The sequence below is a fragment of the Variovorax sp. BGA-UO-ETr-C22 genome (assembly GCF_059567965.1).
Genome location: NZ_JCAQPA010000011.1, coordinates 411,024 through 430,440 on the forward strand (window position 1 = coordinate 411,024; position 19,417 = coordinate 430,440).

Below are 19,417 nucleotides of genomic sequence, written 5' to 3' on the forward strand. Positions count from 1 at the left end.
TGCGGGCCGCGCCGGAACCAGGAATATCGGGGCGCCGCCGCCTTTCGGTAGGTGCCTTCCGCGCAACGATCAAGAGCGCATATGGAACGATGGGCATCGTCCGGCCCCCACGGTCACTGCTGGGGCATCTCGGCGTTCGGGTCCATGTAGACCAGTTCCCAGATGTGGCCGTCCAGGTCCTGGAAGCCGTGGCCGTACATGAAGCCGTAGTCCTTCGGCTCGCGCGGCGTCGTGCCGCCGGCGGCCACCGCCTTGGCGACCAGCTCGTCGACCTCGGCGCGGCTCTCGCACGACAGGCACACCAGCACCTCGTTCTCCTTGCGGGCGTCGGCGATGCCCTGGTTCGTGAAGGTCTTGAAGTAGTCCTCCATCAGCAGCATCGCGTGGATGCTGCCCTCGTGGATGACCATGCAGGCGGCGTTGGCGTCGGTGAACTGCGGGTTGAAGGTGTAGCCCAGCGCGCCGAAGAAAGCCTTGCTCTTGTCGAGGTTCCGGACGGGGAGGTTCACGAAGATCTGCTTGGTGGCCATGGTGTCTTTCCTGTGTCGATGAAGGGTGAATGGGGTGTTTGCCGACGTCTTTGTGTACGCCGTCCACAAAGATATCAAAGAAAATGGACGGTGTCCACATGATTTTTCGAAGCACCGGAAATCGGCCGGCACCACCTCGCTGAGGGGGAAAAAGAGCGGGCATCATGAACACCATGGAAATCGAGTTCAAGTTCTGCATTCCCGCCGGCCGCCTGAAGGCCGTCGAAGCCGCATTGCGGCGCGGCGCCGTCGTGCGCACGCGCCTGCAGGCCCGTTATTTCGACACCGCCGACCAGCGCCTCGTGGCCGACGGCATGGTGCTGCGCCTGCGCAAGGAGGGCCGGCGCTGGGTGCAGACGGTCAAGGCCGCCGGCGACAACGCGCTGCACCGGCTCGAGCACAACGTCGACCTGGGCACCGGCGCCGCCGCGCCCGCCATCGACCCCGCACGCCATGCCGGCACGCCCGTCGGCGAGCGGCTGGCCCGCTTGCTGCAAGCGGCCGACGGCGGCGCGGTGCCGCTGGTCGAGCGCCAGTCGACCGACATCGTGCGGCTCACGCGCGACCTGCGCGTGAGCGGCCCGGCCGGCGCCGTGGTCGAGATGGCGCTGGACGTCGGCAAGGTCGTCGCGCACGCGGGCACACCCGCGCAGCGCGCCTCGCCCGTGTGCGAGCTGGAGCTCGAACTCAAGAGCGGCGATGTGCAGGGGCTCGTGGCGCTCGCGCGGCGCTGGTCGCAGCAGCACGGCCTGTGGTTCAGCACCGTCTCGAAGGCCGAACGCGGCATGCGCCTGCTGGCCGAGCAAGAGACCGTGCCCGCGATCAAGGCCGAAGCGCCGCGCTTCCCGGCCCACGGCCGCGACGGTCGCGCCCTCCAGCAGGCCGTGGTCGCGTCATGCCTGGACCAGATGCTGCCCAACGCCAGCGAGATCGCCGCGGGCAGCACCGACGAAGAGCAGATCCACCAGTTGCGCATCGGCATCCGCCGCCTGCGCACCGCGCTGCGCGAACTGGCGGGGCTCGACGCCGACACGAGCCGCTTCGGCGCTGCCATGTGGGAGCCGCCGCTGGTCGACGCCTTCCGCGCGCTCGGCGAACTGCGCGACCGCGAACAGGTGGTGAAGCTCGCGCAGCCGCGGCTGCGTGAAGCGGGCGCGCCGGAGGTCGATCCGCTGGCGGGTGATGCCAGCGATGCGTCTGCCGCGCCGGCATCGACACCCGGCGACATCGTGCGCGCCGCCGCGTTCCAGGACGTGCTGGTGTCGCTGATCGGCTTCACCGCTGCCGCACCCGAGTCGACGGGCCCGACGCCGCTCGCTGCCGACGCGGCCCTTCAGTTGCTGCGCGAGCGGCTCCAGCGCTTGCACAAACAGGCGGTGCGCGACGGCCGGAGTTTCGAATCGCTCGCCACCGAACACCAGCACCGCGCGCGCAAGCGGCTCAAGCGCCTGCGCTACCTGGCGGAGTTCGCGGCGCCGCTGTTCGCCGAGGCGGAAGGCGGCAAAAAGAAGAAGGGCGCGGCCGAGCGCTATCTGAAAGCCCTGCGCCCCGCGCAGGACGCGCTGGGCGCGTTCAACGACGAGGCGGTGGCGCTTGCGCTGTACCGCGAGGTCGCGGCGCGCGACCCGCGTGCGTGGTTCGCGGTGGGCTGGTTCAGCGCGCGCCGCGCGGCGGGGGCGACGGCGTGCCGTGAGGCACTGGAGAGAATCGGCGAGGCGCCGAGGTTCTGGAAGAAGAAGTAACCAGGAAGCAGCTGGCGGAGCGAACGCCGGGCCCACGCGGCCCTCGGCGTTCGTCAGTCACGCCATCGATCAGTGATGGTGCCCGTGCGCCCCATGCACATGCCGGTGCTCGATCTCCACCGGCAGCGCCGCGCGCACGTCCGTCACCTGCAGGCTGAACTTCAGCGCCTTGCCGGCCCAGGGGTGGTTGCCGTCGAGCAGCACGACCGGGCCCTTGATCTTGGTCACGGTGAAGACGTGCTCGGTGCCGTCGTCGAGCCGGCCCTGCAGTTGGCCGCCGACCTTCACGCCGGGCGGGAACTCGGTCTTGGGGATGGTGCGCACCAGCGCCTCGTCGCGCAGGCCGAAGGCGTCTTCGGGGGCGAGGTTCAGCGTGGTCTGGTAGCCCTTTTCCTGGCCGTCGAGCGCTTGCTCGATCTTGGGCAGGGTGTTCTCGTAACCGCCATGCAGGTAGGCCATCGGCTCGGGGCTGGCTTCGATGAGCTTGCCCTGGGCGTCGGCGACTTTGTACTTGAGGGTGACGACGGTGTCTTTTTCGATTTTCATGGCGGGCATTTTCTGTGGAAATCGATCCGCGTCCGAAGTCAGGTCATCCGCGCCCGCCACACATCCGGCAACGCCTCCTCCTCCCGCAGCTTCTGCGTCACCATCCCGATGAACGCCGACACCGCCCGCGGCAGGTGCTTGCGGCTCGGGTAGACCACGCTCAGCCCGTGCCCGGTGCGCTGGTACTGCGGCAGCACCGGCACCAGCCGCCCCGCCTCCACATCGAGCCGACCCATGGCGGGCGGCAGCAGCGCGATGCCCAGACCGGCGATGGCGGCCTTGCGCAGCGCCTGCGCGGTGTTGCCGCTGAAGCGGCCGCCGACCTGTACTTCTTCTTCCTTCCCGCCGGGCCCGGTCAGGCGCCAGGTGGTGCGGCCGCTGGGGTGGGCGGGGGTCACGCAGTCGTGGTCGGCCAGGTCTCCCAGCGCGGCGGGGGTGCCGCGCGCGGCCAGGTAGGCGGGGCTGGCGACGAGGCCGTCGGTGCGCGGGCCGAGCAGCTGGCGGGCGACGTATCCCGAGTCGGCCAGCGCGCCGCCGCGGAAGGCGATGTCGATCTGCTCGGCGATCAGGTCGGCCTTGGCGTCGCTGAGCACGAACTCGACGCGCACCAGCGGGTACGCGGCCAGGAAGTCGGCCACCCAGGCCATGGGGAAGAAGTCGAAGAAGTCGGCCGTGGCCGCCACGCGCACGCGGCCGCTGGGTTCCTGGCTGCCGGTGATGAGCGCCTGCCCGGCCTCGACCAGCCCGTCGACCGCCTCGGCGCAGCGCTCGTGAAAGTCCTGTCCGGCGCCGGTGAGCGTGAGCTTGCGGGTCGATCGCTGCAGCAGCCGGGTGCCGAGCTGCGCCTCCAGCTGCTGGATGCGCCGGCTCACGGTGTTGGGCGGCAGGCCCAGCCGGCGGCCGGCCTCGGCAAAGCTGCCGTGGCGCACCACCTGCACGAAGACGGCGATGTCGTTGAGGTCGAGCATGGCGGGGTCTATTCCTTCTATTGATGGACGAGTGCAATCCGACTCTACCGTCTAGTCGATCAATGCGTGCGTGCCTAACCTTGAGTCCATGGCCTTTCCGGCCTTCGACCACCCCATTTCATTCAGGAGCACGCACCCCATGACCGGACAGCAACAACAACCCCGCATCGGCATCGTCATCGGCTCGACCCGCGAAGGCCGCTTCGGCGAGAAGCCCGCGCAGTGGATCCACGAGATCGCGAAGCAGCGCACCGACTTGGCCTTCGAGCTGGTCGACCTGCGCGAGCACCCGCTGCCCTTCTTCAACGAAGCCGGTGCGCCCGCCTGGGGCCCGGTGAAGAACGAGGCCGCGCAGCGCTGGCAGGCCAAGCTGGCCACCTTCGACGGGCTCATCATCGTCACGCCCGAGTACAACCACGGCCCGAGCGCGGTGCTGAAGAACGCGATCGACTGGGCCTACAAGGAGTTCATCCGCAAGCCGATCGGTTTCGTGGGCTACGGCGGTGTGGGCGCAGCGCGCGCGGTGGAGCAGCTGCGGCTGGTCGCGGTCGAGATGCAGATGGCGCCCGTGCGCCACGCGGTGCACATCGGCATGGTCGAGTTCCTCGGCATCTGGCAGCAGGGCAAGTCCTTCGACGACTTCCCGCACCTGGCGCAGTCGGCCACGGGCCTGCTCGACGACATGGCGTGGTGGACCCGCGCACTGAAGACCGTCAGGGAGGCCGTATGAGCGCAGTGGTTGCCACCGACACCCGCGCCATCGTCTACCGCACGCGCGGCGCCAAGCACGGGCCGATCACGCGGCTCATGAGCCCCGGCGACCTGGGCGAGTACCTCAAGCCCTTCGTGTTCCTCGACCTGTTCGGCTTCGATGTCGACGGCGGCCACAAGGGCTTCGGCCTGCACCCGCACTCGGGCATCGCCACGCTGACGTGGCTCATCGAAGGCGACACGCTCTACGAAGACACGACCGGCGAACAGGGCGTGCTGCGCGGCGGCGGCGTCGAATGGATGCGCGCCGGCAACGGCGTGTGGCACACGGGCGCACCGGCGCCGGGCGTGACGCGCGTGCAGGGCTTCCAGCTCTGGGTGGCGCTGCCGGCCGCCGAAGAAAACGCGCCCGCGCAGAGCATCTACCTCGCGCCTTCGCAGGTGCCGCAGGAAGGCCCGGCGCGCGTGCTGCTCGGGCGCTACGGCGCGGCGCAGAGCCCCATTCCGGCGCCCTCGCCGATGAACTACCTGGCCGTGCAGCTCAAGGACGGCGAACGCTGGCGCTACACGCCGCCCGCCGGCCACACGGTGGGCTGGGTGGCGGTGAACGCGGGCCGGCTCGATGCGGGCGACGGCACCGGCGGCCCCATCGGCACGGGCGAGCTCGCGGTGTTCGAGGAATCCGGTGCGGCCATCGACGTCGTGGCGCAGGGCGACACGGCCTTCGTGCTCGGCTCGGCGGTGCCGCATCCGCACGAGCTGGTGATGGGCCATTACTCGGTGCACACGAGCCGCGCGACGCTCGACCGGGGCGAGGCCGAGATCCGCCGCATCGGCGCGACGCTGCGCGCGCAAGGCCGGCTCGCCTGAGCGACGAACTGCGCGTAAGCCAGCATGCGCCGCGCGGGCGGCTGCGCCAGAATCGTTCGCTTCTGTTTTTCGCGAACGATCCCGCAGCCGCCCGCCATGAATCTCGTCGACGCCTTCGCCGCCCACGCCACCCGTTTCATCGACATCCGGCGCGACATCCACGCGCACCCCGAACTCGGTTTCGAGGAGCACCGCACCTCCGAGAAGGTGGCGAGCCTGCTGACCGAATGGGGCATCGAGGTGCACCGCGGCATCGCGGGCACGGGCCTGGTCGGCGTGCTGCGCAAGGGCACGGGGGCCCGCACCATCGGCCTGCGCGCCGACATGGACGCGCTGCCGCTGCACGAGGCCAACGAGTTCGCCCACAAGTCGACGAACCCCGGCCGCATGCACGCCTGCGGCCACGACGGCCACACGACGATGCTGCTGGCCGCCGCCTGGCATCTGTCGCAACAAGGGCCGGATGATTTCGACGGCACTGTGCATTTCATCTTCCAGCCCGCCGAGGAGATGGGCAAGGCCGGCGCCAAGAAGATGATCGACGAGGGCCTGTTCGAGCGCTTTCCGTGCGACGCGGTCTTCGGGCTGCACAACTTTCCCGTCGGCGACGTGGGCCGCTTCGCGCTCAACGAAGGTGCGCTGATGGCGTCGAGCAACACCTACAAGATCACCGTGCACGGGCGCGGCACGCACGCCTCGATGCCGCACACCGGCATCGACCCGGTGGCCGCGGTGGTCACGCTGGCGCAGCAGCTGCAGACCATCGTGGCGCGCACCATTCCCAGCACCGAGCGCGCCCTGCTGGCGGTCACGCAGCTGCAGGGCTCGGATGCGCCGAACGTGATTCCCGATGTGGCGACAGTCGGCGGCACGATCCGCACCTTCTCCATCGAGGCCATCGACAAGCTCGAGGCGCGGCTGCGCGAAGTGGCGGCCGGCGTGGCGGCGGCGCATGGCTGCACGGCCGAGGTGTACTTCAACCGTTCCTCGCCGCCGACGGTGAACCATCCGGCCGAGGCGCGCTTTGCCGCCGGCGTGATGCGCGAGGTGGTGGGCGACGACATGGTCACCGACAACTTTCCCGCCGTGATGGGCGCCGAAGACTTTGCCCACATGCTGCTCGCACGGCCCGGCTGCTATGCGTTCCTCGGCAATGGCGACGGCGACCACCGGCTGGATGGCCACGGGCCCGGCCCTTGCATCATCCACAACACCTCGTTCGACTTCAACGACGAGATCATCCCGATCGGTGCCAGCTACTTCGTGAAGCTGGTGCAGCGCTGGCTGCCGTCGGGCACCTGAAAAACGACTTCTTTGTTGACGATGAAAGCGGCCACCTCGATGACTTTTCCCCTGTTCACCCGACGTTCGCTGGCTGCGCTTGCAGCCGCCGTGGCCCTGGGCGGCGGCCTTGGTGCCGCGCACGCGCAGCAGCGCGTGATCCACATCATCGTGCCCTTCGGCACGGGCGCCGTGCAGGACACGGTGGCGCGCGCCTTCAACAACGAGCTGGGCGTCGCGCTCGGCGGCAGCGCCATCGTCGAGAACCGCGCGGGCGCGGGCGGCACGGTGGGCGCGGCGGTGGCGGCCAAGGCGCCGGCCGACGGCAACACGCTGGTGCTGGCGGCGGCCAGCCACAACATCGCGGGCTTCCTGTACAGCAAGCTGCCCTACGACCCGCTGAAGGACTTCGTCGGCGTGGCGAACGTGGGCAACGCGGGCTACGTGCTGGCGGTGGCCAGCGGCATGAACGTGGCGACCACGGCCGACTTCATCAAGGAGGTCAAGGCCAACCCCGGCAAGTACAACTACGCCTCGGCCGGCAACGGCAGTGCCACGCACCTGGCGATGGCGTCGTTCCTCGCGAAGGCGGGCCTGCAGATGACGCACATCCCGACCAAGTCGACCGGCGAGGCCGTGAACGAGGTGCTCGCGGGCCGCGTGCAGGCGGTGATCTCGTCGAGCATCGGCGTGATGGGCTTCCAGGACGACGCACGCGTGAAGCTGCTGGCCTCCACGGGCCAGGCACGCAGCCCCTTCCTGCCGAAGCTGCCGACGGTGGGCGAGAGCGGCCTGCCGGGCTACGCCTTCGATTCGTGGATTGGCCTCCTGGCGCCGGCGGGCACGCCGAAGGCCGAGGTCGAGCGCATCAACGCGGCAGCCAACAAGGTGCTGGCCGATCCGGCGATCCAGGAACGCTTCAAGCGCTTGGGCGTGGAGCCGCGCAGCCAGAGTGCCGAAGCTTTCCAGAAGCTGCTGCGTGCGGATTGGGATGCGATGGGGGTGGTGGTGAAGGCTTCGGGGGCGAAGGTCGACTGACCTTTGCTTGCTTGGGTTGGCGCTCCTGTTCGGGGCGCGTGCCCGGGCCACCGGGTACTTCCCTCCGCGAATGTCCCCCGGGGCTTCGCCCCTCCTCCTTGATTTCGCTGCGGGAAGCACCCAGTGTCCCGGGCACGGGGCACGCTGTGGGTTCTTCGCCGATCAACCACCGCACTGACCCGATCACGTCGATGGGGTGCCTTGCGCAGCGAAATCAAGGAGGAGGCCGCAGGCCGGGGGACATTCGCGGAGCAAGGCTCCCCGTCGGCGGGATCGCGCCCCGAACGGCCCGTTCGTTCACAGATATCACAGAACCCCAGCCACCGAAAGAGCGCTTGCCCCACAGATATCTACAAGATATGTACTTAATATATTTAAACTGAGACAGGTCTCCATGCACGAGGGCCCTGTCGTTTTTCATTGTTCCCAACCCTAGGAAGAAGCATGAAGTCACAAGCAGGCATGGTTTCCTCACTCAGTCTCGCGGGCCTGGTCGCCCTGGCCGTGGCCAGTCCCGCGCAGGCACAGGAGCAGGTGGTCAAGATCGGCCACAGCGGTCCGCTGTCGGGTCCCAACGCCTTCGCGGGCAAGGACAATGAAAACGGCATCCGCCTGGCCATCGAGGAGCTCAATGCGAAGAAGCTCAGCGTCGGCGGCAAGACGCTGAAGTTCGAGCTGGTCTCCGAAGACGACCAGTGCGACGCCAAGACCGGCGTCAGCGTGGCGCAAAAGTTCGTCGACGACGGCGTCAAGTTCGTCATGGGCCCGTACTGCTCGGGCGTGGCCATTCCGGCCTCGCGCATCTACAGCGACGGCGGCACGCTGGTCTCCACCGTGGGCACCAACCCGAAGGTCACGCAGGGCGGCTACAAGAACCTGTACCGCATCATTGCCAGCGACAACCAGATCGGCGGCGCCATGGCCGTGTACGCGGCCAAGGAACTGAAGGTGAAGAAGGTCGGCGTGATCGACGACCGCACCGCCTTCGGCCAGGGCCTCGCTGAAGAGTTCACCAAAGAGGCCAAGAAGCAGGGCCTCACCATCGTGGGCCAGGAGTTCACCACCGACAAGGCCGTCGACTTCACCGCCATCCTGACCAACATGAAGGGCAAGGCGCCCGAGGCGATCTTCTTCGGCGGTTATGCGCCGCAGGCCGCGCCCATGGCGCGCCAGATGAAGCAGCTGGCCGTGCCCGGCAAGCTGCTGGGCGGCGACACCGTGTGCAGCCCGGCCACCGGCAAGATCGGCGGCGACGCGGTCAACGACCTGGTGTTCTGCGCGCAGGGCGGCTCCATGCTCGAGAAGGCGCAAAGCGGCCCGGCCTTCAAGGAGAAGTTCAAGAAGCGCTTCAACGTCGACCCCGACGCGTACGCCGCTTCGTACTACGACCAGGTGCTGTTCATCGGCGAGTCGATGAAGAAAGCCAACGCCATCGACCCCGACAAGGTCGGCGCCGAGCTCTACAAGGCCACCTACAAGGGCGTGGCCGCCACCTACGCGTACGACGACAAGGGCAACATGAAGCAGGCGCCCATCACCGTCTTCACCTTCAAGAACGCGGCCCCCGTGCCCATTGCCAGTTACTGAGCGAGCCCCACACCCATGCAACGCATCCAGGTCATCGACTCGCACACGGGCGGCGAGCCCACGCGCCTTGTGATCGGCGGCTTTCCCGATCTGGGGAAAGGCTCCATGGCCGAGCGCCGCGCGCTGCTGGCTGATCAACATGACAAGTGGCGCGCAGCCGCCGTGCTCGAGCCGCGCGGCAGCGACGTCGTGGTCGGCGCGCTGCTGTGCGAGCCGGTGTCGCCCGATGCGGCGGCCGGCGTGGTCTTCTTCAACAACGCCGGCTACCTGGGCATGTGCGGCCACGGCACCATCGGGCTGGTCGCGAGCCTGGCGCACATGGGGCGCATCGGCGTGGGCGAGCACCGCATCGAGACGCCTGTCGGCACCGTCACGACCACGCTGCACGAAGACGGCTCGGTGAGCGTGCGCAACGTGCCCGCGTACCGGCACCTGCACCAGGTGGTGGTCGAGCTGCCGGGCCACGGCACCGTGCGCGGCGACGTGGCGTGGGGCGGCAACTGGTTCTTCCTGGTGAGCGACCACGGCCAGCGCGTGGCGAGCGACAACCTCGCGGCGCTGACCGACTACACGGCCGCCTTGCGCAAGGCGCTGGCAGCGCAGGGCATCACGGGCGCGAACGGCGCGGAGATCGACCACATCGAACTCTTCGCGAACGACGACCAAGGCGCCGACAGCCGCAACTTCGTGCTGTGCCCCGGCAACGCCTACGACCGCTCGCCCTGCGGCACCGGCACCAGCGCCAAGATCGCCTGCCTCGCGGCCGACGGCAAGCTCGCGCCGGGTGCGGTGTGGCGGCAGGCCAGCGTGATCGGCAGCGTCTTCGAGGCGAGCTACGCGATGGACGGCGACCAGGTCATTCCCACGCTGCGCGGCCGCGCGCACATCAGCGCCGAGGCCACGCTGCTCATCGACGACACAGACCCCTTCGGCTGGGGCATCCGCCTCTGACACCGGGGCGCATGGACGCGGACGTCATCGTCATCGGCGCCGGCATCGTCGGCGCGGCGTGTGCCCATGCGCTGGCGCAGGCTGGGCGCCGCGTGCGCGTGCGCGTGCTCGATGCGCGCCTGGGTGGCGCCACTGGCGCGGGCATGGGCCACCTCGTGGTGATGGACGACAACGCGGCCGAGCTCGAACTCAGCCGCCACTCGGTCGCGCAATGGCGCGCTCTCGCGCCGCGCCTGGGCGCCGACTGCGCCTACAGCCCCTGCGGCACGCTCTGGATCGCGGCGAACGACGAAGAAATGGCCGAGGCCGAACGCAAGCAGCAGCGGCTGGGCGCGCTCGGCATCGAAAGCCGGCTGCTGGGCGCGGCCGAACTCGCGCGCGCCGAGCCTGCCCTGCGCCCCGGCCTGTCGGGCGCGCTCGAAGTGCCGGGCGACGGCATCCTGTATGCGCCGAACGCGGCGCGCTGGCTGCTCGCGCAGCATGCGGCGTTGGTGCAGGTCGAGCACGCGAAGGTCGAGGCCATCGAGGACGACGGCACCCTGCGCCTGGCCGACGGCAGCCGCCGCACCGCGCCGCAGGTCGTGCTCGCCAACGGCATCGAGGCGACGACGCTGTGCCCCGAGCTGCCGATCCGCCCCAAGAAGGGCCACCTGCTCATCACCGACCGCTACCCGGGCACGGTGCGCCACCAGCTCGTCGAGCTCGGCTACGTGACCAGCGCGCATCACAGCGACGGCGACTCGGTCGCCTTCAACGTGCAGCCGCGCCCCACGGGGCAGCTGCTGGTGGGCTCGTCGCGCCAGTTCGACACGACCGACCTGGCCGTGGAGGCGCCGATGCTCGCGCGCATGCTGCAGCGCACGCTCGACTACCTGCCGGGGCTCGCCGACCTGAACGCCGTGCGCGCGTGGACCGGCCTGCGCGCCGCCTCGCCCGACGGCCTGCCGCTGCTGGGCAAGCACCCGTGGCGCGAGAAGCTCTGGCTCGCGGTCGGGCACGAAGGGCTGGGCGTGACCACGGCGCCGGGCAGCGCGCACGTGCTCGCGGCGCTGATGACCGGCGCAGCGCCCGATTTCGACGCCGCGCCGTATGCGCCGCGCGGCCTGCGGGAGAGGGCATGAGCGCTCAGACCTTGCTGTACATCGACGGACAGCCCGTGCGCGTGAAGGTTGGCAGCTCGGTCGCCGCCGCCTTGCGCATCGCCGGCGGCATGGGCGCGGCGCGCACCTCGGTCACGGGCCAGCCGCGCGCGCCGTTCTGCGGCATGGGCGTGTGCCAGGAGTGCCGCGTGCAGATCGACGGGCGGCGCCGCCTCGCCTGCCAGACCGTGTGCGCCGAGGGCATGCGTGTGGAGACGACGGCATGAGCGGCGTCACGCTCGAAACCTGCGATGTGCTGGTCGTCGGCGCGGGCCCCGCGGGCATGGCCGCGGCCGTGGCGGCGGCGTCCAGTGGCGCATCGGTCGTGGTGATCGACGACAACCCCGCGCCCGGCGGACAGATCTGGCGCGACGGCCCCGGCGCGTCGCTGCCGCCGTCGGCACGCCAATGGCGCGAGGCGCTCGCACGCCACGCGAACCTGCGCGTGCGCAGCGGCACGCGTGTGGTCGCTGCGCCTGCTTCGCATGAACTGCTGCTCGAAGACGCCGAGGGCGCGACGCGCATGCGATGGACAAAGCTCATCCTGTGCACCGGCGCCCGCGAGCTGCTGCTGCCCTTCCCCGGTTGGACGCTGCCCGGCGTGACGGGCGCGGGCGGGCTGCAGGCGCTGATCAAGGCCGGCCTGCCGGTCGAGGGCGAACGCATCGTCATCGCCGGCAGCGGGCCCTTGCTGCTGGCCGCCGCCGCCACTGCCAAGGCGGCGGGCGCGCAGGTGCTGCGCATCGCCGAGCAGGCCTCGTTCGCCTCGGTCGCGGCTTTCGGTGCCAGCCTCGTGCGCTGGCCCGGCAAGGCCGTGCAGGCGCTCACGCTGGCCGATGCGAACTATCGCACCGCGTCGCGCATCGTCTCGGCGCAGGGCACGACGCAGGTCGAATCGGTGCGGCTGCGCGAAGGCAGCCGTGAGGTCGAGATGGCCTGCGACCGCATCGCCTGCGGCTTCGGCCTCACGCCCAACACGCAGCTGGGCCAGTTGCTCGGCTGCGCGCTGGCGGGGCCGGGGCTCGAGGTCGATGCACTGCAGGCCACGAGCGTCGCGGACATCTACGCGGCGGGCGAGTGCACCGGCTTCGGCGGCAGCGAGCGCGCGCTGGTGCAGGGCACCATCGCCGGCCATGCCGCCGTCGGCGAGACCTCCAAGGCCCGCGCGCACGATCGCGAACGCGCCCGCTGGGACGCTTTCGCCGCCCAACTGCACCGCCGCTTCGCGCTGGCCGACGACCTCAAGGCCCTGCCCCGTCCCGACACGCTCGTGTGCCGTTGCGAGGACGTGCCCTTTGCCGCGCTCTCGGCCTGCACCGGCTGGACCGACGCCAAGCTGCACCGCCGCTGCGGCATGGGCGCCTGCCAGGGGCGCGTGTGCGGCGACGCGGCGCAGTTCCTGTTCGGCTGGACGCCGCCCGCGCCGCGCCCGCCGCTGGTGCCGGTGCGCATCGAGACACTGGCCGGGCTTGCAGCCCCCGGCGACGCCCGACAATGACGGCCACGCATCCGCACACGCACGAGCACATCCACACCCCCACCATGGCTGCCCCGAAGACCGCTCCCCGACTCCCGCCCAAGCGCCGCGCGGCCGACCTGGCCTACGACGCCATCGAGGCGCTGCTGTCCACCATGCAGCTGGAGCCCGGCAGCCAGATCGTCGAGGCCGAGCTGGCCGAGCGCACGGGCCTGGGCCGCACGCCGGTGCGCGAGGCGCTGATGCGCATGGTGTCGATCGGCCTCATCGTGCAGCAGCCGCGCCGCGGCCTGCTGGTGTCGACCATCGACCTGGCCGACCACCTGGACGTGATCCAGACCCGCCGCGTGCTCGAGCAGCTGATTGCCGCCTGCGCCGCGCGCCGCGCCACCGCGCCGCAGCGCCAGGCCATCGTGCGCTGCGCCGAGGCCATGGTCGAAGCCGCCGGCCGCGGCGACCTGAACGACTACATGCAGGCCGACCGCGCGCTCGACCTCGTCACGCACCAGGCGAGCCACAACGACTCGGCGGTGAAGGCGGTGGTGCCGCTGATCGTGCAGTGCCGGCGCTTCTGGTACGCCTACCAGCACGAGGGCGAGATCGTCGAGGGCGCCAACGCGCACCTCGAACTGGCGCAGGGCATCGCCACCGGCGACGAGGCCGCGGCCATCGCGGGCGCCGAGCGGCTCATGGACTACCTCGAAGTCTTCGCCCGGAAAATCATCGACAAGTAGGCCGAAGGGCCTCGCCTGCCCCGCCCACACCGGGGAACTACGCGTGATCTGCCGGTGCCTTCACCGCATACTGGCCCGATGGCCGCTGCACCCCGCGCTCGACCCGAAGACTTCTTCACCCCCGACGAGTGGCAATCGCTCACCGCGCGCTCGTCCTGGCGGGGCCTGTGGCTGGTGGCGCACTGCTGGGGCGTGATCGGCGCCGCGATGCTCGTGGGCATCGTGTGGCCGTGGACCATTCCGCTCATGGTGCCGATCGTCGGCACGCGCCAGCTGGGCCTGTTCATCCTCATGCACGACGCCGCGCACGCGGGGCTGCACCGCAACCGCAAGGTGAACGACTGGGTCGGCTACTGGCTGTGCTCGCCCACGCTGCGCGACTACCGGCCGTATCACCTGCAACACCACCGCTTCGTGCAGCAGACCGAAGACCCGGACCTGGTGCTGTCGGCGCCCTTCCCGATCTCGCGCGACTCGATGTGGCGCAAGGTCGTGCGCGACCTGAGCGGCCAGACCTTCTACAAGCAGCGCTTCGGGCACATCGGCGATGCCCTGCGCCAGCGCGCGCCGGGCGAATCGGCGTTGCGCGTGTGCGGGCGCGAGCTGGCAAAGGACCGGCGCTTTCTCATCGGCAACGGCCTGGGCCTGCTGGCCTTCACGCTGGCCGGCGTGTGGTGGGCCTGGGTGCTGATGTGGTTGCTGCCGATGGCCACCTGGCTGCCGCTCGTGAGCCGCGTGCGCAACATCGCCGAGCATGCGCTGGTGGCGCAGAACGAAGCCGACCCGCTGCGCCAGGCGCGCACCACGCACGCCGGCTGGCTCGAACGCATCTTCGTGGCGCCCTACTGGGTCAACTACCACTGCGAGCACCACATGTTCACCAACCTGCCCTGCTGGGCGCTGCCGAAGGCGCACCGCCTGCTGCAGCGCCAGGGCGCGACCGCGTGCATGGAAGTGCAGCCCGGCTACCTGCAGCTGCTGCGCCAGGCAGCGCCAGTGGCGTAAGCCTTCAGCGGCTGGGTGCGGGCTGCACCGCCGCCACCGGCTGCGCACCGCGCTGCGCCTGCTGGCTCAGCCAGATGCTCGCGATCACGATGCCGATGCCCGCCATCTGCCAGCCCGAGAGGCTCTGGCCCAGCAAGGCCCAGCCCAGGATCACCGCCGTCACCGGGCTCAGGAAGGCCAGCGGCGCGATCGCCGAGGGCTCCAGCCGCGCCACGCCGCGGAACCACACGATGTAGGTGAGCGCGGCGCCGACCAGGCCGAGCCAGGCGAAGCCGACCCAGTTCATCGCCGTGAGCGCGGGCAGCGGCGGTTCCAGCCACAGCGCCACCGGCAGCAGCAGCAGGCCGCCGGCCGTCAGCTGCCAAGCCGTGAAGGTCAGCGCCGACACCGGCGGCTGCCAGCGCCGGCTGAGCACCGTGCCGAAGGCCATCGACACCGCCGCCGTGAGCGCCGCGGCGATGCCCAGCGCGTCGAGCGCGGCGTTCGGCGTGAGCACCAGCAGCGCCACGCCGCCCATGCCGATCACGGCCGCAGCCACCGACAGCGCACGCACCGGCGCGCCCAGCAGCAGGCCGGCCAGGAACACCACGAACAGCGGCTGCACCGAGGTGATGGTGGCCGCCACGCCGCCCGGCAGCCGGTAGGCGGCCAGGAACAGCATCGCCCACAGCACCGAGAAGTTCAGCGCGCCCAGCAGCAGGATGCGCCCCCACCACGCCCGGGGCGGCAGCTGGCGCACGATCAGCATCAGCAGCAGGCCCGCCGGCAGCGCGCGCAGCAGCGCCACCGTCAGCGGGTAGTTCGCCGGCAGCAGCTCGGTGGTCACGATGTAGGTGCTGCCCCAGACCGCGGGCGCGATCGCGGTGAGCAGGAGGTCGGTGGTGCGGGAGGTCATGGCTCGAATCTAGGGCGTTGACCTGTGGTTGTGAATGCTCGAATAATGAATTGATTCTTTACTGACAGTCGTTAATCGAGCGCCGGCCCATGGACCATCTCACCGCCCTCAAGGTCTTTCGCACCACCGCCGCGGCGGGCAGCTTCGCCGGCGCCGCGCGGCAGCTGGGGCTGTCGGCGGCGGCCGTCAGCAAGAACATCGCGGAGCTGGAGGCGCACCTGAAGGTGCGGCTGATCAACCGCACCACGCGCAGCATGAGCCTCACCGAGGCCGGTGCGGCCTACGTGGAGCGGCTCGCGCGCATCCTCGACGACCTGGACGAGGCCGACGCCGCGCTGGCGCCCGTGGGCGCGAGCCCGGGCGGCGTGCTGCGCGTGAGCGCGCCGCTGACCTTCGCGCTGACCTGCATCTCGCCGCACATCCCCGCCTTCATGGCGCGCCACCCGAACCTGCGGCTCGAGCTGAACCTGCAGGACACCCGCACCGACCTGATCGGCGAGGGCTACGACCTCGCGATCCGCGGCAGCGACCGACTGGAAGATTCGAGCCTGGTCGCGCGCGAACTCATGACCATGACCCACGTGCTGTGCGGTGCGCCCGGCTACTTCGCGGCCCACGGCCGGCCCGCCGCGCCCGAAGACCTGAAGGCCCACGAGTGCGTGCAGTTCACGCTGTCGGGCCACGCGAACAAATGGACCTTCCGCCGCGCCGGGCGCAGCGTGGCGGTGCCCATCGACGGGCGCTACAAGGTCAGCTCCAGCATCGCCGTGCGCGACGCCCTGCTCGCGGGCTTCGGCCTGAGCCTGGTGCCGCGCATCTATGTCGAGCAGGAACTGGCGGCGGGCCGGCTCGAAGCCGTGCTCGCCGACTGGGAGGCGGATCGCACGCCGGTGTACGCCGTGTACCCGTCGCGTCACCTGGCGGCGAAGACGCGCGCCTTCGTCGACTTCCTGCTGGAGCGGTTCGCGGCGCGGTGAGGCGCGCGGGGGGCTAGTCGCCCGCCGGCTCGGCGATCTCGGGCGCTTCCCACCCCAGCAGCTCGGCCAGCCGCTGCACGATCCAGCCGGCCTCGGGCACCGACACGCCCGATTCCGGCGTGGCCAGCCCGGCGTGGATGCGCCGCAGGATCTCGCTTTCGACCGGCACCTCGGTGTGGTGCTGGATCTGCGCATGGCCCACGAGGTGGCCGGCGAGGTCTTCGCAGATCTCGTAGCGCGCGCGCACCACGTCGATCGGTTCGCGCAGGCGCTGGCGCGCGTCGCTGTAGACCGCGAAGAACGAGGGCGGGATGTAGATCTGGTTGTCGTCGGACATGGCGGCGCGTGATGCAGGGCAGGCCCCAATGACAAAACGCGCCCGGGGGGCGCGTTCGTCGTGGCTCCGAAGAAAGAGCCGCGGGGGCTGGATCAGCCGCCCTTGCTCGGGCGCTTGCCCGGGTTCTTCTTGCTGCGCGTGGCGGTGCCGCGCTCGAGGCTGATCTTCTGGCCGCCACCGTTGCGCGGCACGGTGTAGCCGGGCATGGGCGTCGGCTTCGGGCTGGCAAGACGGTCGGCTTCGGTACGGATTTTCTTGGGCATGGAAAGCTCGGATAAAAAAGATGTTCGACCCCCGATTAGGCCACATCGGCAGATTTCGTCTGCCAAGCGCCCAAACAGGAGCATGGGAGGGATGTCAGGTCGACTGCGGTGTCAGCAGGCGCACCTTGACGCTCTTGCCCTTCACGCGGCCGTTGCCGAGCTTGCGGGCGGCTTCTTCGGCAATGCCGCGGTCCACCGCGACATAGGTCGAAAACTCGTTGACGTTGATCTTGCCGACCTGGTCCTTGGTGTAGCCGCAGTCGCCGGTCAGCGCGCCCAGCACGTCGCCGGCGCGGATCTTTTCCTTGCGCCCGCCGACGATCTGCAGCGTGGCCATGGGCGGCGTGAGCGGTGCGCCCTTGGCGGGCGTGAGCTCGGCCAATGGGTGCCATTCGGACTCGCGGCCCTGCAGCAGCTCGATCTTTCCGACGAAGCCCATCTCGTTCATGCTGGCCAGGTTCAGCGCCAGGCCTTCCGAGCCGCCCTGCTGGCCCACGCGGCCGGTGCGGCCCACGCGGTGGATGTGGATTTCGGAGTCGGGCGTCACGTCGACGTTGATCACGGCTTCGAGCTGCGCGATGTCGAGCCCGCGCGCCGCCACGTCGGTGGCCACCAGCACCGAGCAGCTGCGGTTGGCGAACTGCACCAGCACCTGGTCGCGCTCGCGCTGCTCCAGCTCGCCGAACAGCGCCATCGCGCTGAAGCCCTGCGCCTGCAGCACGTCGACGAGGTCGCGGCACTGCTGCTTGGTGTTGCAGAAGGCCAGCGTGCTCACGGGACGGAAATGGTCCAGCAGCAGGCTCACGGCGTGCAGCCGCTCGCTGTCCTTCACCTGGTACCAGCGCTGGCGGATCTTGCTGCCCTCATGCTGGGCCTGCACCGTGATCTGCTCGGGGTTCTTCATGAACTGCTGCGCGAGCTTGGCGATGCCTTCGGGGTAGGTGGCCGAGAACAGCAGCGTCTGGCGTTCCTTCGGGCATTGGCGCGCCACCTTCACGATGTCGTCGAAGAAGCCCATGTCGAGCATGCGGTCGGCCTCGTCGAGCACCAGCGTGTTGAGCGCCGAGAGGTCGAGGTTCTCGCGCTCCAGGTGGTCCATGATGCGGCCCGGCGTGCCCACCACGATGTGCGCGCCGTGCTCCAGGCTGGCGATCTGCCCGCGCAGCGCGACGCCGCCGCACAGCGTGACGACCTTGATGTTTTCTTCGGCGCGCGCCAGGCGGCGGATCTCGGTCGTGACCTGGTCGGCCAGCTCGCGCGTGGGGCACAGCACCATCGCCTGGATGGCGAAGCGGCGCGGGTTCAGGTTGGACAGCAGCGCCAGCGCGAAGGCGGCGGTCTTGCCGCTGCCGGTCTTGGCCTGGGCGATCAGGTCCTTGCCGAGCAAGGCGGGCGGCAGCGCGGCGGCCTGGATGGCCGTCATCTGCGTGTAGCCGAGCTGGGTGAGGTTGGCCAGCATCTGGGGCGACAGCGCCAGCGTGGCAAAGCCGTGGGGTTCGGCCTGGAGGCCGCCGGCTGGGGAGGTGGTGGAGTTCATCGTTCGGCAGCCGGAGACAGACAGGAAAACGCGAGAAGGAAAAAAGTGACGGCCCGGAAAAGACAAAGGCCTTGCAGGGCCCCCTCCGGGAGGGCGCTCTGCAAGGCCGGCCGGGCGTCGCTCAGCGGCGGGGCGTGTTGTTGCCCGAGTTGGTCGGCGGGGGGCCGCGGCGTTCCAGGTGACGGAACGTGATGCGGCCCTTGGTCAGGTCGTAGGGCGACAGCTCGAGCGAGACCTTGTCGCCGGCCAGGATGCGGATGTGGTGCTTGCGCATCTTGCCGCCGCTGTAGGCGATCAGCTGGTGGCCGTTGTCGAGCGTGACGCGGTAGCGCGAGTCGGGCAGGACTTCGGTCACTGCGCCGTTCATTTCGATCAGTTCTTCCTTGGGCATGTGTGATTACCTCTGAATCGTTCGATGTGTGTTGGAGATGAAGATGGGCGTGTTGGTTTCAGTCGGCCGGCGGGTCAGCCGGCGTCCAGGAATCTGTCGTTGCGGTGCGGGAAGCAGAAACCTGCCCACCGCGATGCTGTTGCGAAAGTGTCCATGAAGCCTGGGGCGCTGCGTGCCGGTGCGGGGCGCGCAATGCCGAAAAATTAGTGAGAACGGACGCGCCGCACGCGCGATTCGCTTCAACAGGAACGAAGGCAGTGGTGGCATTCATGGGCGCCCGGTCTGGCGCTCCAACACACTGTGAAAGCCGGCGTGGCCCGAGGGCTGGAAACGAGAAGCCTGATGAATCCTGGATCCCGGATTCGGATGGCAACGCAGATCGGCCGGCGGGGGTGACGAAATTCTTCGTCGTGGTATCGAAACGAACCCGACATTATA

At 69.8% G+C, this 19,417-nt stretch carries 21 protein-coding genes; 13 read left to right on the plus strand and 8 right to left on the minus strand.

Translation table 11 applies throughout. The features are described from left to right. Nucleotides 1-113: 113 nt before the first annotated feature. Nucleotides 114-530 carry a VOC family protein gene (locus AC57B8_RS21780; RefSeq protein ID WP_159274192.1) on the minus strand — a complete coding sequence of 139 codons (417 nt, stop codon included), beginning with the start codon at nucleotides 528-530 and terminating at the stop codon, nucleotides 114-116. A 164-nt stretch (nucleotides 531-694) separates the two neighbouring features. On the opposite strand from AC57B8_RS21780, the gene AC57B8_RS21785 reads away from it, so the two are divergent. After that, the gene (locus AC57B8_RS21785; protein ID WP_496480744.1) at nucleotides 695-2,272 is read left to right on the plus strand and encodes a CYTH and CHAD domain-containing protein; all 1,578 of its coding nucleotides are present in this window, start codon (nucleotides 695-697) and stop codon (nucleotides 2,270-2,272) included. 69 nt (nucleotides 2,273-2,341) lie between these two features. On the opposite strand, the gene AC57B8_RS21790 is transcribed toward AC57B8_RS21785, so the two are convergent. Together AC57B8_RS21790 and AC57B8_RS21795 are read right to left on the minus strand one after the other, a co-directional pair. After that, entirely contained in the window at nucleotides 2,342-2,818 is a 477-nt protein-coding gene (locus AC57B8_RS21790) for an FKBP-type peptidyl-prolyl cis-trans isomerase (RefSeq protein WP_062473516.1), read from the minus strand. A 38-nt stretch (nucleotides 2,819-2,856) separates the two neighbouring features. Further along, nucleotides 2,857-3,786, minus strand: coding sequence for a LysR family transcriptional regulator (locus AC57B8_RS21795; protein ID WP_496480745.1), 930 nt, complete (start codon nucleotides 3,784-3,786; stop codon nucleotides 2,857-2,859). Between the two features lie 139 nt (nucleotides 3,787-3,925). On the opposite strand from AC57B8_RS21795, the gene AC57B8_RS21800 reads away from it, so the two are divergent. The 11 genes from AC57B8_RS21800 (at nucleotide 3,926) to AC57B8_RS21850 (ending at nucleotide 14,579) form a co-directional block, all read left to right on the plus strand. Beyond that, nucleotides 3,926-4,516: an NADPH-dependent FMN reductase gene (locus tag AC57B8_RS21800; RefSeq protein WP_496480746.1), complete on the plus strand. Its 591-nt coding sequence runs from the start codon at nucleotides 3,926-3,928 to the stop codon at nucleotides 4,514-4,516. Further along, nucleotides 4,513-5,367: a pirin family protein gene (locus tag AC57B8_RS21805; RefSeq protein ID WP_496480747.1), complete on the plus strand. Its 855-nt coding sequence runs from the start codon at nucleotides 4,513-4,515 to the stop codon at nucleotides 5,365-5,367. Before AC57B8_RS21800 ends, AC57B8_RS21805 begins: the two co-directional genes overlap by 4 nt. A 96-nt stretch (nucleotides 5,368-5,463) precedes the next feature. Then, on the plus strand, nucleotides 5,464-6,669 hold the full coding sequence (locus AC57B8_RS21810; protein ID WP_496480748.1) for a M20 aminoacylase family protein: 1,206 nt from the start codon (nucleotides 5,464-5,466) through the stop codon (nucleotides 6,667-6,669). Nucleotides 6,670-6,708: 39 nt separating this feature from the next. Continuing rightward, nucleotides 6,709-7,686, plus strand: coding sequence for a tripartite tricarboxylate transporter substrate-binding protein (locus tag AC57B8_RS21815; protein WP_496480749.1), 978 nt, complete (start codon nucleotides 6,709-6,711; stop codon nucleotides 7,684-7,686). Between the two features lie 444 nt (nucleotides 7,687-8,130). Beyond that, nucleotides 8,131-9,273 carry a branched-chain amino acid ABC transporter substrate-binding protein gene (locus tag AC57B8_RS21820; RefSeq protein WP_095948363.1) on the plus strand — a complete coding sequence of 381 codons (1,143 nt, stop codon included), beginning with the start codon at nucleotides 8,131-8,133 and terminating at the stop codon, nucleotides 9,271-9,273. A 15-nt stretch (nucleotides 9,274-9,288) separates the two neighbouring features. Then, nucleotides 9,289-10,224, plus strand: a complete 936-nt coding sequence (locus AC57B8_RS21825; RefSeq protein WP_496480750.1) for a 4-hydroxyproline epimerase — start codon at nucleotides 9,289-9,291, stop codon at nucleotides 10,222-10,224. Between the two features lie 11 nt (nucleotides 10,225-10,235). Next, entirely contained in the window at nucleotides 10,236-11,345 is a 1,110-nt protein-coding gene (locus tag AC57B8_RS21830; RefSeq protein ID WP_496480751.1) for an NAD(P)/FAD-dependent oxidoreductase, read from the plus strand. Beyond that, complete coding sequence (locus AC57B8_RS21835; protein WP_496480752.1) at nucleotides 11,342-11,590, plus strand: (2Fe-2S)-binding protein; 249 nt, start codon at nucleotides 11,342-11,344, stop codon at nucleotides 11,588-11,590. Before AC57B8_RS21830 ends, AC57B8_RS21835 begins: the two co-directional genes overlap by 4 nt. After that, complete coding sequence (locus tag AC57B8_RS21840; RefSeq protein WP_496480753.1) at nucleotides 11,587-12,861, plus strand: FAD-dependent oxidoreductase; 1,275 nt, start codon at nucleotides 11,587-11,589, stop codon at nucleotides 12,859-12,861. Before AC57B8_RS21835 ends, AC57B8_RS21840 begins: the two co-directional genes overlap by 4 nt. Nucleotides 12,862-12,905: 44 nt before the next feature. Then, nucleotides 12,906-13,574 (plus strand): GntR family transcriptional regulator, encoded by a 669-nt coding sequence (locus AC57B8_RS21845; protein WP_496480754.1) that lies wholly within the window; start codon nucleotides 12,906-12,908, stop codon nucleotides 13,572-13,574. 78 nt (nucleotides 13,575-13,652) lie between these two features. Further along, nucleotides 13,653-14,579: a fatty acid desaturase family protein gene (locus tag AC57B8_RS21850; RefSeq protein ID WP_496480755.1), complete on the plus strand. Its 927-nt coding sequence runs from the start codon at nucleotides 13,653-13,655 to the stop codon at nucleotides 14,577-14,579. Nucleotides 14,580-14,583: 4 nt separating this feature from the next. Here AC57B8_RS21850 and AC57B8_RS21855 read toward each other — a convergent pair whose 3' ends face one another. Next, on the minus strand, nucleotides 14,584-15,474 hold the full coding sequence (locus AC57B8_RS21855; RefSeq protein WP_495272653.1) for an EamA family transporter: 891 nt from the start codon (nucleotides 15,472-15,474) through the stop codon (nucleotides 14,584-14,586). 89 nt (nucleotides 15,475-15,563) lie between these two features. Between AC57B8_RS21855 and AC57B8_RS21860 the strand changes: the two genes are divergently transcribed. After that, a complete protein-coding gene (locus AC57B8_RS21860) occupies nucleotides 15,564-16,451 on the plus strand; it encodes a LysR family transcriptional regulator (protein ID WP_369630696.1) in 888 nt (295 codons plus the stop codon). A gap of 13 nt (nucleotides 16,452-16,464) precedes the next feature. Here AC57B8_RS21860 and AC57B8_RS21865 read toward each other — a convergent pair whose 3' ends face one another. The 4 genes from AC57B8_RS21865 to infA form a co-directional block, all read right to left on the minus strand. Then, nucleotides 16,465-16,788, minus strand: a complete 324-nt coding sequence (locus AC57B8_RS21865) for a hypothetical protein (RefSeq protein ID WP_095747332.1) — start codon at nucleotides 16,786-16,788, stop codon at nucleotides 16,465-16,467. A gap of 92 nt (nucleotides 16,789-16,880) precedes the next feature. Further along, nucleotides 16,881-17,051 carry a hypothetical protein gene (locus tag AC57B8_RS21870; RefSeq protein ID WP_167395080.1) on the minus strand — a complete coding sequence of 57 codons (171 nt, stop codon included), beginning with the start codon at nucleotides 17,049-17,051 and terminating at the stop codon, nucleotides 16,881-16,883. A 94-nt stretch (nucleotides 17,052-17,145) separates the two neighbouring features. Beyond that, a complete protein-coding gene (gene dbpA / locus AC57B8_RS21875; RefSeq protein WP_070063311.1) occupies nucleotides 17,146-18,588 on the minus strand; it encodes an ATP-dependent RNA helicase DbpA in 1,443 nt (480 codons plus the stop codon). A 121-nt stretch (nucleotides 18,589-18,709) separates the two neighbouring features. Continuing rightward, nucleotides 18,710-18,979, minus strand: coding sequence for a translation initiation factor IF-1 (infA, locus tag AC57B8_RS21880; RefSeq protein ID WP_062482563.1), 270 nt, complete (start codon nucleotides 18,977-18,979; stop codon nucleotides 18,710-18,712). Between the last annotated feature and the right edge of the window lie 438 nt (nucleotides 18,980-19,417).